Below are 12,406 nucleotides of genomic sequence, written 5' to 3' on the forward strand. Positions count from 1 at the left end.
TATTCGGATAAATATAAAATTTCCGTTATTAATATATCGTATAAAGATCGAGCCGAGTTCGTGCGTAACGTCGGTATAACCGATTTAAATGGCGATCTCCGGAATCCGTTCCGATCCGGAGACAACATCAGCTACTGCCGTGTATACCGTTATACTACGGTTTAAGGGTGGATACTTCCCTCACTCTACTTTTATATAATATTAAAAATATATAAGTATGATTTATATATTCAATATTTATCAATCGGGGGATTCGCCGAGGGACGTCACACGTATCTAACGAGGACCGACCGGACCGGAGCGACCGGGGCGAAGCGACCGAAAAAGAAGCGTGCCGCCGTCGCGTTTTCACTCGGCGTCGACGCGGACGATCACGGCGGCATCGTCTGCCTCGAGCAGCTCGCCGTCGCCCCGATACCGGCGGTCGGTCTCGACCGTGAACTCCTCGGGCGCCAGCTCGTGGCCGGCGGCGTGGAGCTCGCCGTCGACGAGCTCGTACTCGCCGGCCTCGATGGCGGCCTCGATGTCCGGCACGTCGCCGCCGTAGGCCGGGCCGACCGTCGCGTACTCCAGATCGATCCCGGTCGTGACGGTCTCGACGGGCGCCTCGGCGTCGGGGTGGACGCGGAGGTCCTCGACGTGCATCACGCCGGTGACGTCGTCCTCGAAGCCGCGGACGTCGCCGTAGACCTCGACGACGTCGAGGGCGGCGTTGAGCGGGAGCTGCCGGTCGCTTTTGAACTTCCGGAGCGCGCCGACGACCGCCATCGCGAGCTCGCCGGCGTCGTGGTCCGCCTCGAGCCCGAGCGGGTCGGGCCAGTCGGCGAGGTGGATCGACTCGGCGGCCGCGGGCGTCTCGCCGGACGCGCCGTCGGCCGCGCCGTCCGCGTACTCGTCGTGCCAGATCTCCTCGGTCACGTGGGCAAGCAGCGGCGCGAACAGCTTCAGGAACCGGCGGTGTGCCGTCCGGAGGGTGTACCGGGCCGAGGCGTCCTCCCGCTGTTTGGCGATCTCGAGGTAGTCGTCACAGAAGGTGCCCCAGAAGAACGTCCGGAGGCCGTCGCGGGCCTTCGAGAACTCCCGCCTCTCGAGGCGCTCCGTGAGCCGCTCGAGCTCCCGGTCGAGCTCCGCGAGCAGCCACCGGTCGAGCTCCGCGAGCTCGTCGGGCTGCTCCGGGTACGGCTCGGGGGCCAGCGACTCGACCAGCTTCGAGGCGTTCCAGAGCTTGCGGATGAGCTTCTCGCCCGCGCGCAGGCCCTTCTCCTGGTAGGGCAGGTCGTCGCCGATCGACGATCCGGCGGCCCAGAAGCGGGCGGCGTCGACGGGGAACTGCTCCATCACGGCGTCGGGATCGACGACGTTGCCCTTCGATTTCGACATCTTCTCGCGGTTCTCGTCGAGGACCATCCCGTTGATCATCGTCGACTCGAAGGGCACCTCGCCGGTGTGTTCGTAACACTTGATCACCGTGTGGAACAGCCAGAAGGAGATGATGTCGTGGCCCTGCGGGCGGACGTCCATCGGGTAGATCTCCGGTCGGTCCATCGTGAACTCGCCGGCGGCCTCGTCCCAGTCCCAGCCGGCGTTGATGAGCGGCGTGAGCGAGGAGGTGGCCCAGGTGTCGAGCACGTCGTCCTCGGGAACGAACTCCTCGTGGCCGCACTCCGGGCAGGCGTCGACCGGCGGGTCGTCCGAGAGCGGATCGACCGGAAGGTCGTCCTTCGCGGCGATGATCTCCCGATCGCAGTCCGCGCAGTACCAGACCGGGAACGGGATGCCCGAGGAGCGCTGTCGGGAGATGAGCCAGTCCCACTGGAGCCCCTCGACCCAGTGTTCGTACCGGGTGAACATCTTCTCGGGGAACCAGTCCATCTCGCGGCCGGCCTGAAGGTACTCCTCGCGCTTGTCGAGGACCCGGATGTACCACTGCTCGGTGACGAGGAACTCCACGCCGACGCCGCAGCGCTCGTGGACGTTCACGGTGTGGGTGATCGCCCGGCGGTCCAGCAGCGCGCCCTCGTCCTCGAGGTCGCTCACGATCGCCTCGCGAGCCTCCGACGAGTGCATCCCCTCGTAGGGGCCGGCGACGTCGGTGAGGTGGCCGGACTCGTCGATGGCGACGCGCAGGTCCAGGTCGTGGGCCTGGTACCACTCGATGTCGGTCTGGTCGCCGAAGGTACAACACATCACGATCCCGGATCCGGTCTCCATGTCGACCCGGTCGTCGGCGATGATCGGCACGTCGTGGCCGAACAGCGGGATCGTCGCCTCCCCGCCGACGAGGTGTTGGTTCTCGTCGTCGTCGGGGTGGACGAAGACGGCGACGCAGGCCGGCAGCAGCTCCGGTCGCGTCGTGGAGACGGTGAACCCCTCCCCGGAGCCGGCGACGGTGAACTCGATATCGTGGAAGTGGGAGTCCTGCTCGTCGTCCTCGGTCTCGACCTGCGAGATGGCGGTCTCGCACTCGGGACACCAGATGGCGGGCGCCTGCTCGCGGTACTCGCGGCCCTCGTCGTAGAGGTCGACGAACGAGAGCTGGGAGACGCGCTGGACCTCGGGGGAGATGGTGCGGTAGGTGTTGTTCCAGTCGATCGACAGGCCCATCCCCTGCATCTTCTCGGTGAAGTCGGCCTCGTACTCCCGACAGACCTCCCGACACTTCCGCTGGAACTCGCGTCGCTCGAAGTCCTGATGGCGGATATCGAGCTCGCGCTCGGTCAGCCGCTCGGAGGCGATCCCGTTGTCGTCGTAGCCGAACGGGTAGAGGACGTCCCGGCCGTTCATTCGGTGGAACCGGGCGACGACGTCCTGGAGGATCGAGCCGTAGACGTGGCCCCAGTGGAGGTTGCCCGAGACGGTCGGCGGGGGCGTGTCGATCGCGAAGGCGGTGTCCGGGTCGGCGGTCTCCTCCGGATAGGCGAACGTCTCGTCGTCGACCCACCGGCGCTGCCAGCGCGCCTCGGCGGCGTCGGGGTCATACTCTCCGCTGGGCATTCTTGGGTGTCGATACCGCCGGTTGCCTGTTAAGCGCCTCGATCGGTACGGGGCGGCGGGCGTGTTCGGTCCGGCCTCCTCAAGCCCTCCTCGAACCCTACTCGAGCGCGTCCAGCCGGAACTCGAAGGCCGCCACCGGCAGCTCCAGATCGTGCTCGACGAGCACGGCGGGATGAACCTCGCCGATCACGCCGACCCGCTCGCCGTCGATCTCGACCGCGGCGGTGCGGCCGTCGATGAAGGTCGGGTGGTCGGTCGGCGGCGTCGCGAGGTCGACGTCGAAGTCGCGACAGACCGCCTGCAGCCGGGCCTTCGCGTCCTCGTAGCTCGCGTCGGTCCGGGCGAGGACGGCCGCGACCGTCCGGCGCTCGGCGACCCGGGTGTTCTCCGCGTCGTCGCGCTCGGCTGCCAGCCCGATCTCGGCCAAGTCCTGCGGGTACGCCCGATGGGTGTTCCGCTCGAGGACCATCAGCAGCGAGGGGAGCGCCCACGTGCGCAGCTGCGTGTAGTCCTCGCTGTAGGGCTCGGTGATCGTGACCGGGTCGCCGCCGCCGAGGACCTCGGTCCCGGGATCGACGCGCAGCCGGTCGTAGTTCTCCGGGCCGCTTATCATGTGGAAGTTGAGCAGGTCCTCGAACCCGAGCCCGACGAGGCTCGCGCGGGCGGCGTCCTCGAGCCGCGACCGGTCGTGGCGGCCGCCGACGGTTCCGACGTCGGGGTAGCGCGGCTCCAGGTCGTTGAACCCGTACGCGCGCCCGACGTCGTCCACGAGGTCGTAGGGGTGGAGCACGTCGACGCGATACGGCGGGATCTCGACGTCGTAGACGACCTCCTCGCCGAGCGTGTAGGTCGCGTCGAGCCCGGAGCGCTCGAAGAGGTCGACGACCTCGTCGGGGTCGAACGCGACGCCGATCGTCGACTCGATGCGCTCGTGGGAGACCGACTTCTCGGTCACCTCGAGGTCGGGCCGGACGAGCGTCCGCCCGGCGCTGGGGTGGGGCGTGTCGGCGTCGGGGTCGTCGGCGCCGGCGTCTGGCGACGCCGAAGTGGCGCCAGCGGCGTCCGGATAGGCAACCTCGACGTCCTCGATCGTGGCGCCGCGGGCCGACAGCGCGTAACAGACGATCGCGAGCATTCGGTCGATCGTCCACTGGTCGGTTCCCGTCATTTCCACCAGCAGCTCGCGGCTGCCCGCGGTCACCTCGGTCCGGCGGCCGTTGATGACCGGCGGGAACGAGAAGAGCCCGAGGTCGTCGTAGATCGCCGGGTAGCGATCGTACTCCGCGACGAGGTCCGCATAGGTGCGGCCGGTGTCGTGGTCCGCGAGCACGTCGGCGGGCGACATCTCGGCGTCGGAATCGAGCGGGACGAACGTGTCGCCGTCGGGCGCGACCCCGCGGTAGGTGACGGTGTTTGCCTCGCCGTCGGTGCCGGCGCTGCCCTTGATCATCGCCAGGTCGTGGATGCCGATCGCGCCCTTGGCGCGCTTGCGGCCCATCGTCGCGTGGAGCTTCTCCTGGAGCTGGATGAGCGAGTCGAGCGCGTCGTCGTCGAGGTCCACGCCGCGAACGATCGCGCCGGTGACGTACGGTCGCTCGTCGGGAACCGAGTCCGCGACCTCGATCGTCCAGTCGGCGTCGTTGGTGTCGGGAACGTGTACGCCGCGGGCGTCGCCGTAGTGGTACCGCAGCGACCTGGCGATCCCCTCGACCGAGAGCCGGTCGAGGCGGTCGGGAGCGAACTCGAGTTGCAGTTCCCCCTCCTCGGTCTCGCCCTCGAACTCCAGCCCGAGGGCGAACAGGTCGTCGATGAACTCCTCGTCGGTCTTCTCGTGGCCGGTCAGCTCGCGCAGCTCGTCGGGGTCGACGTCGACGACGGGCATTACCGCACCACCTCCGTCTCCCGCAGCAGTTCCAGGTCACACAGCGTCCCGTGCACGTCGCGGATGTCGTCGAAGCCGTACATCAACATCAACAGTCGCTCCAGGGCGAGCCCCCAGGCCATCACGTCGCACTCGACGCCGAGCGGACCCAGCACCTCCTCGCGGAACATCCCCGAGTTGCCGATCTCGATGAGCTCGCCCGTCTCGGGGTGGCGGCCGAACAGCTCGAAGGAGGGTTCGGTGTAGGGGTTGTAGTGCGGTTTGAACTGCACGTCGGTGATCCCGAACTGCCGGTAGAACTCCTCGAAGGTGCCCATCAGGTCGCGCACCGAGAGGTCCTCGGCCATCACCCACCCCTCGATCTGGAAGAACTCCAGCAGGTGGGTCGGGTCGAGGGTGTCGTTGCGGTAGACCTTCTCGACCGAGAAGAACCGCTGGGGCGGCTCGAGGTCGCCGAGCGCGAACCCGGAGAGGTGCCGCATCGACAGCGAGGTGGTGTGGCCGCGCAGGTCGATCGCCCGCGCGACGTCCTCGGTCCACGGCGAGTGGTAGCCGTCGCCGTCCTCGCCCCAGCCCTCGCGGTGGGCACGCTCGACGCGGTCGAGCAGCCCCGGCGGGATCTCCTCCATCGGCGGGAGATCCAGCGCGAACTGGTCCCAGTGGGTCCGCGCGGGGTGGTCCTGTGGCATGAACAGGCAGTCGTTGATCCAGAACTCCGCGTCGGCGTGGGGACCCTCCATCTCCCGGAAGCCCATCCCGACGAGGACGTCCTTCACGCGGTCGGCGGTCTGCCGGAGGATGTGCTTCCGGCCGCCGGCGGCGGTCTCGGCGTCCGCCTCGACGTTGTACTCGGCGAACTCGACGTCCCGCCACTCGCCGCTCGTGAGCAGCTCCGGCGTGAGCCGGTCGACCGTCTCGGCCGTCTCGATCCCCTCCATCAGGGCGGTCACGCCGTCCTCCGAGAGGGCGACCGAGCGGACGGTCGACTCGCTGCGTTCGACGAGCCCGCGGCGTTCCAGGCTCTCGAGGACGTCGGCATCGACCGACTCGGGCGGTTGGACGGTGGTTTGCCGGTCGGCAGGCGTCCCGTCGGCGCCTTCCCGGTCGGCCGCCGCCGAGACGATCGCCTCGAGCGCGAGGGACTCGGGATCCTCGGCGGGGTCCATATCCGGGTCGGCAGTTATCTCGCCCGACTCGATGGTGCCGTAGCCCTTGCGGGCGTAGTTCGACAGGGCGATGTCGACCGCCGGTCCCTCGAGGTCGGCCCGGCCGATGACCTCGCCCATCGACCGGGGAGCGTCGGCGGCGCCGGCGTCGAGGGCCGCCCGGTAGAGGCGGATCTCCGGCAGATCCGTTTCGACGTACTCGTGACCCTCGTCGGTGATTCTCACCGAGACCCGGTCGGTCTCGCTGACCGCGAGCAGCCCCTCGTCCTCGAGCTGGAAGGCGGCCCGCGTGACGGTCTCGGGTTTCTCGTCGATCTCGGCCGCGAGATCGTCGATCGGTCGGTCGTCGGTCGCGCTCGCGGCCTCGAGGACCGCGAGTTGGGCTTCCGTGAGTCGCATATGGTGAGTATATCTCGTGTGGTCGGCGTCGTCTCTCGTGCGTACGTTCGGCATCGTGAGGGTCGTAAGCGTTCCGTGTTCGGTCCGTGACCGGACACGAGCGGACACGAACGGACACGGGCGAGCCACGAACACGGTGCGCGCGGTTTCACCGCCTCGCTGCGGGACGTCCCACAGCAGGGCGGGTCCGCCACGCGCGGGTCAACGAAAGCCGAACTCGAACCCGAAGCCGGCGCGGTCACGGGCGGTCCGAACGGTGGCGGGTTCGAGTGCCATATCCGGGAGTGCGGTCGGCGACGATATAGGCGTTGTGCGTCGTCTCGGACGCGACGTCGCTTCCCCTCCCGGAACCGACCCGCTTAATCCCGGGCCGTCCAACGCGGAGGTATGAGCGAGCGCGACGACGAGATCGACCGCGGGACCGAATCCGGAGCCGAAGCCGGCACCGAATCCGGATCTGAACCCGGAGCCGAATCCGAGACCGGGACGTTCGCGGACGGGTTCGCCGTGATCCCGGCAGTTGACGTCCAGGACGGCGAGGTGGTCCAGCTCGTGCAGGGCGAGCGCGGAACCGGCAAGCGATACGGCGACCCGGTCGCGGCGGCCGAGCGATGGATCGACGAGGGCGCGGAGGCGCTGCACCTGGTTGACCTGGACGGCGCCTTCGAAGGGGAGCGCGTCAACGCGCCGGCGTTCGAGGCGATCGTCGACGCGGTGGGCGACGAGGTCGACCTCCAGCTCGGCGGCGGCATTCGCACCGCCGCGGACGCCCGCTCGCTGCTCGATCTCGGGATCGATCGCGTCATCCTCGGCACCGCGGCCGTGGAGAACCCGCCGATCGTGGAGACGATCGCCGAGACGCATCCCGGAACGGTCGTGGTGAGCCTCGACGCGAAGGACGGCGAGGTCGTCGTCTCGGGATGGACCGAGTCGACCGGCCTCGACCCGGCCGCGGCGGCGGCGCGCTACGAGTCGCTAGGCGCGGGCGCGATCCTCTTCACGAACGTCGACGTCGAGGGGCAGCTCGAGGGGATCGACCGCGCGGCCGTCGAGGCGGTCGTGGACGCGGTCGACGTTCCGGTGATCGCCTCCGGCGGGGTGGCAAGCCTCGACGACGTGGTCGCGCTGCGGGAGGCCGGCGCGGCCGCGGTCGTGATCGGCACGGCGTTGTACGAGGGGACGTTCACGCTCCGGGAGGCGCAGCGAGCCGCCGCCGGCGACGGCGCGGAATGAGCGGACACGTGGAGTGAACCGCGAAAGCCGCGCGATCATCCCTCGCCGGACTGGTCTCCGTCGGGGTGATCCGCGGCGGACTGCTCCTCGCCGGGCCGTTCGCGTTGGACGACGAACACCGGTCCGAGGAACCGCTCGGCGATCTGTTCGGCGGGCATCCCGAAGACGAACGTCGTGACCGACGGGTCCGTCTCGCCCATCACGACCGCGTCGTGGTCCGCGGCGTGGCGCGCGATCGCGTCGAACGGCGCGTCGGGCCGGTCGAGGATCGTGTCGATCGCCTCGGGGCGGACCCCGCGGTCGACGAGCGCGGTCACGGTCGAATCGAGCAGCGATTCGCCCTCGGCTTCGGTCTCGTCGCCGCCGATCGCGTGATACAGCGTGAGGGTCGCGTCGGTGGACGCGAACAGGCCGGCGGCGAGGCGCGCGTTGCGTTCGAGCCCGACCTCCCCGCGAACAGCGAGCAGCACCGACTCGAGGGCGTCGGCGCCGTTGGGAACGAGCACGGCGAGGCTCCCGTGTTCGTAGATCAGCCGGTCGATCGTCGTCTGCGCCTCGTGGGTGAACACGAGGTGGACGTCGACCGTCGCGCCCGCGTCGGCCAGCGTCGCCGCGAACTCCTCGAGTTTGGCCATCGCGCGCTCGCCGAACTGCTCGCGGGCCTGATCGGCGGCGGTCTGTTCGGGGATGACGTGGTAGCCGGCGAGCACGACGTGCGCGTTCGCGAGGACGTCCGCGATGCCTACGGGAAGCGACTCGCCCTCGAGGACCTGAATCGGATAGAGGACGGTCGGCCGATCCGGCTGGTCGGCTGACGGATCACCGTCGACATCGGCTGCCGTGTCGGCCGGCGTATCGGCTGCCGTGTCGGTCGCTGTGTCGGCTTCCGTGCCGGTCGGCGCGTCGGTTGCGGATGTGGGGTCAGTGTCGGTCATGGATCAGAACGCTCCCTTGAGCTCGACGTCGGTGGCGTAGTATCGGTACCAGGCGTATGCGGCGATCATCACGGCGGCGCCGACGCCGATCGACGCCGGCTGCATAAACGCGATGAGCGAGAGGCTCGTGAGCGCGCCGAGGCCGGCGACGAGGAACCCCGCCGGACAGCGGAACGAGGGGGAGTACCACTCGGGCGACTCGCGTCGAAGCCGGATCAGGGCGATGCAGACGAGCCCGTACATCACGAGATGGAGAACGGAGGCGACCTCCGCGAGCAGCTCCACCTGGCCGGTCGCCGCGAGGACGACGATCGGGCCTCCGGCCATCCCCAACGCGACGTGCGGCGTGCCGTACCGGAGGTTGAGACGGCCGGCGGACTCGGGAAGGAGGTCGTCGCGACTCACGGCGTAGACCGCCCGGGAGGCGCTGAGAATGGAGGCGTTCGCGCTCGAGAACGTGGCGAGCAGCCCGGCGACCACGATCGCGATCGCGCCCGGAAGGCCCACGAAGGCGCGGGCGACCTCGACCATCGCGGTCTCGCCGAACTCCCCGAGCCGGGCGCTGCCGAACGCACTGGTCGCCACGAAGATGGTGACGACGTAGAAGGCGCCGACGACGAGCACCGACCCGACCATCGCCAGCGGCAGGTTTCGGCTCGGGTTCGTGATGTCGCCGGCCACGGTCGCCACCTGCGCGAAGCCGAGGTACGAGGTGAACACGAGCGCGGCGGTCTGCAACACCGGCATCGTGCCGCCGGGCGGGAGGAACCGCTCCGGAGTCGATTCCGTGCCGAACACGCCGAGCGCGTCGAGGCTCCCGTAGCTCAGAAACAGCGTGAGGATGACGAGCAACACGATCACGATCGCGTTCTGCAGCGACGCCGTGTTCTCGGTCCCGAAGACGCTGAGGACGGTGAGCGCGACGCCGAAGGCGACCCCCAACGGCACTGCCGGGTTCACCGGCAGGGCGATCCCCGCCTCGGCGAACACCTGGCCGGCGTAGCTGCCGAGCCCGACGAGATAGAACGCGGCCGCGAACACGAGCCCGAGCCAGAGGCCGATGCCGATGACGGCGCCCGGACCGGTGCCGAGTCCCCGGGAGATGAAGAAGTAACCGCCGCCGCTGCGGGGCATCGCGGTCGCCAGCTCCGACAGGGGGAGCGCGACCAACAGCGCGACGACCGCGCCGATCGCGAACGAGAGCGATGCTGCAGGCCCGGCGTTCTGCGCCGCAAGTCCCGGAAACACGAAGATCCCTGCCCCGATCATCGTCCCGATGCCGATCGCGAGCCCGCCGACGAGCCCGATGGTCCGTTCGAGCTCGCCCGCGCCTTCGTCACGGTCGTGGTCGGCGGGCGTCGGCTCCGGCGATTCCGGCGACTCCGTCGGCGGCCCACCTTCGAGGACGTCATCGCGTCCCATACGCGTGGATCGTGGGGGTGTCGGAAATAGCCCCCGCCAAAGTGGCCGAATCGAACGGCTCACAAGCGGCTCGCCCGCAATCCCCTTAAGAGTCGCCCGCGAGTGGCCGGTATGAACGGATCGAGCGGCGCCGACCGTAGCGCGGCCGTCTCGCGCGCGACCGCGGAGACGGAGATCGACCTGACGCTGACGATCGACGGGGACGGCGAAAGCGAGATCGACACCGGGATCGGCTTCTTCGACCACATGTTGACGGCCTTCGCCACGCACGGGCTGTTCGATCTGACCGTCCGCTGTGACGGGGACACGCACATCGACGACCACCACACCGTCGAGGACGTGGCGATCTGTCTGGGCGAGGCGTTCGCGGAGGCGCTCGACGACAAACGCGGGATCCGCCGGTACGCCGACCGACGCGTCCCGCTCGACGAGGCGGTCGCGTCGGTGGTCGTGGACGTCTCGGGGCGACCCTACTACGAGTTCGCGGGCGAGTTCTCCCAGGAATCGATCGGGGAGTTCACGAGCGTGATGGCCGACCACTTCGCGATGTCGCTCGCGCACAACGCCGGCCTGACGCTGCACGTCGAGGTCGTCCGCGGCGAGAACGCCCACCACGAGGTGGAGGCGCTGTTCAAGGCGCTCGCGCGCACGCTCGACGACGCGACGCGGATCGACGAGCGGCGCTCGGACACCCCGAGCACGAAGGGCGATCTCTAAGCGATGTTCGACGAGATCCTGGGCAAGTTCGAGGGGTCGCCGAGCCAGCAGGCGGTGATCCGCCTGCTCTTAGAGCGCGGGTTCTCCGTCAACGAGGACGGGCGCGTGGTCTCGGGCGGGATCGAGATCCCCTACACCGGGATCGCGCGCGAGCTGGACGTGGACCGCCGCGTCGTCGACTCCACGACCGACGCGATCCGGGAGGACCCGGAGCTGCGGCGCATCTTCGCCAACATCTCCTCGATACCGAGCCTGATGGATCTCGCGCCGGTGCTCGAGCTGACCGTTCTCACGATCGAGGTGGCCGCCGCCGACGAGTCCGGGATCGTCGCGGAGGTGTCCGGACTCATCGCCGACCACGGACTCACGATCCGGCAGATCATCAGCGACGACCCGGAGTTCGCCGCCGACCCGAAGCTCTACGTGATCCTCGACGACGACGTGCCTGGCGAGCTGCTCGTGGCGATCCGGGAGCTGCCCTACGTGCGCCGCGTCGAGTTCTGAGCCGGCCGCCGGGCCGGGACTCCCATCCTCAAAAGCCACATATTTTGGCGGGAGTAAAAAATATATGAGTTCACTTCGTAAAGAGGATATGATTGATACCTCTCATCGCGAGGGTCAACCTCCCTTCGATAGACCGTTCGAAGAGGAAGACACGAAACAACGTGTGTACGGGGCAGTACTGCACACCCGAGCGCCGAAAACGGCTGCCGAGATCGCTGACCAAGCGGATTGTTCGACGGAATCGGCGCGGACGCACCTGTCATTCTACACCGACCTTGGAATCGTCATCCAGCACGAGGGTCGACCAGTGATGTATGAACGCAACGATGATTACTTCGAATGGCGTCGGGTGAATACGCTCGCGCGAGAGAACACCATCGACGAGCTGCAGGCTCGCGTGTCGGATCTCACCGATCGGATCGAAGCGTACCGTGACGAATACGGCGCAGACGCACCCGCTTCCGTCGACGTTCTCGAGTTCGATGCAGAACGGATCGACGACGTGTATGCGGACCTCGGTGACTGGGCCACCGCGCTTGAGGAGCGTCGTCTGCACGAACGTGCACGGAGAAAGGTCGCCGGATCGACGGCTCCATCCCACAGCTGAGGATGGTACCAGCAGACGATGGCGCGAGTCCCGCACCAATAGACCGGGCGGTACTTGAACGAATGCGTTCTCGGTTCATCGGAAGTCGTCAGATCGAGTCCGCCGAGATCGTCGATGAGCAAAAGGTGTACCTTCGAGTCACATTGTCCGACGAGTACTATCCGAACGAGGTACTGGCTCGGCTCGAAATACGCTGGTACCGCAACGACGATTTCACGATGCACTATCAGGAGAACCGGAAGGACGAGGCGTGGAAATGTCGATGGGATCGACACCCAAACGCGCACAATACGCGCGATCACTTTCATCCGCCCCCGATGGCTAGCCAATCCGATGCGGATGATGCGCAGTGGCCCGCCGACCATCGCGATATGTGCCGCCTTGTGTTGGACTTCCTTGAGGAGCGCATCGAAACAGTGTGGTAACTGTACCTGAAGAGAGCGCTAAGGCCCACCCTCAAGGAGCGAGCCGCGAACGCGGCGAGCGAGTAGGGTGGGGAGGGAGTCACCGTGCTCCACTCACGTGTCCCCGCATATCGTTAATACGG

10 protein-coding genes are annotated in these 12,406 nt (G+C 67.8%); 5 read left to right on the top strand and 5 right to left on the bottom strand.

The features are described from left to right. Window positions 1-348: 348 nt before the first annotated feature. From BLV25_RS12750 to pheS, 3 genes are all read right to left on the bottom strand, one after another. Window positions 349-2,994, bottom strand: a complete 2,646-nt coding sequence (locus BLV25_RS12750; RefSeq protein ID WP_021074943.1) for a valine--tRNA ligase — start codon at window positions 2,992-2,994, stop codon at window positions 349-351. A 97-nt stretch (window positions 2,995-3,091) separates the two neighbouring features. Further along, window positions 3,092-4,876 (bottom strand): phenylalanine--tRNA ligase subunit beta, encoded by a 1,785-nt coding sequence (gene pheT / locus BLV25_RS12755; RefSeq protein WP_092733937.1) that lies wholly within the window; start codon window positions 4,874-4,876, stop codon window positions 3,092-3,094. Further along, entirely contained in the window at window positions 4,876-6,441 is a 1,566-nt protein-coding gene (pheS, locus tag BLV25_RS12760) for a phenylalanine--tRNA ligase subunit alpha (RefSeq protein WP_092733940.1), read from the bottom strand. Before pheS ends, pheT begins: the two co-directional genes overlap by 1 nt. Window positions 6,442-6,828: 387 nt before the next feature. On the opposite strand from pheS, the gene hisA reads away from it, so the two are divergent. Beyond that, window positions 6,829-7,674 carry a 1-(5-phosphoribosyl)-5-[(5-phosphoribosylamino)methylideneamino]imidazole-4-carboxamide isomerase gene (gene hisA, locus BLV25_RS12765; protein ID WP_092733943.1) on the top strand — a complete coding sequence of 282 codons (846 nt, stop codon included), beginning with the start codon at window positions 6,829-6,831 and terminating at the stop codon, window positions 7,672-7,674. A gap of 35 nt (window positions 7,675-7,709) precedes the next feature. Here hisA and BLV25_RS17960 read toward each other — a convergent pair whose 3' ends face one another. Both BLV25_RS17960 and BLV25_RS12775 read right to left on the bottom strand, forming a co-directional pair. After that, window positions 7,710-8,609: a universal stress protein gene (locus BLV25_RS17960; RefSeq protein ID WP_256335728.1), complete on the bottom strand. Its 900-nt coding sequence runs from the start codon at window positions 8,607-8,609 to the stop codon at window positions 7,710-7,712. 3 nt (window positions 8,610-8,612) lie between these two features. Further along, window positions 8,613-10,031, bottom strand: a complete 1,419-nt coding sequence (locus tag BLV25_RS12775) for an APC family permease (RefSeq protein WP_092733946.1) — start codon at window positions 10,029-10,031, stop codon at window positions 8,613-8,615. A 111-nt stretch (window positions 10,032-10,142) separates the two neighbouring features. On the opposite strand from BLV25_RS12775, the gene hisB reads away from it, so the two are divergent. From hisB to BLV25_RS12795, 4 genes are all read left to right on the top strand, one after another. Continuing rightward, window positions 10,143-10,748 carry an imidazoleglycerol-phosphate dehydratase HisB gene (gene hisB, locus BLV25_RS12780; RefSeq protein WP_092733949.1) on the top strand — a complete coding sequence of 202 codons (606 nt, stop codon included), beginning with the start codon at window positions 10,143-10,145 and terminating at the stop codon, window positions 10,746-10,748. Window positions 10,749-10,751: 3 nt separating this feature from the next. Beyond that, a complete protein-coding gene (locus BLV25_RS12785) occupies window positions 10,752-11,252 on the top strand; it encodes an amino acid-binding protein (protein ID WP_021074949.1) in 501 nt (166 codons plus the stop codon). 88 nt (window positions 11,253-11,340) lie between these two features. Next, a complete protein-coding gene (locus tag BLV25_RS12790) occupies window positions 11,341-11,859 on the top strand; it encodes a DUF7342 family protein (RefSeq protein ID WP_092733952.1) in 519 nt (172 codons plus the stop codon). A gap of 62 nt (window positions 11,860-11,921) precedes the next feature. Further along, window positions 11,922-12,284 carry a hypothetical protein gene (locus BLV25_RS12795; protein ID WP_176819499.1) on the top strand — a complete coding sequence of 121 codons (363 nt, stop codon included), beginning with the start codon at window positions 11,922-11,924 and terminating at the stop codon, window positions 12,282-12,284. The last annotated feature ends 122 nt before the right edge of the window (window positions 12,285-12,406 follow it).

Origin of the sequence: Halopenitus persicus (genome assembly GCF_900107205.1) — an archaeon.
In the GTDB taxonomy this organism is placed as follows: domain Archaea; phylum Halobacteriota; class Halobacteria; order Halobacteriales; family Haloferacaceae; genus Halopenitus; species Halopenitus persicus.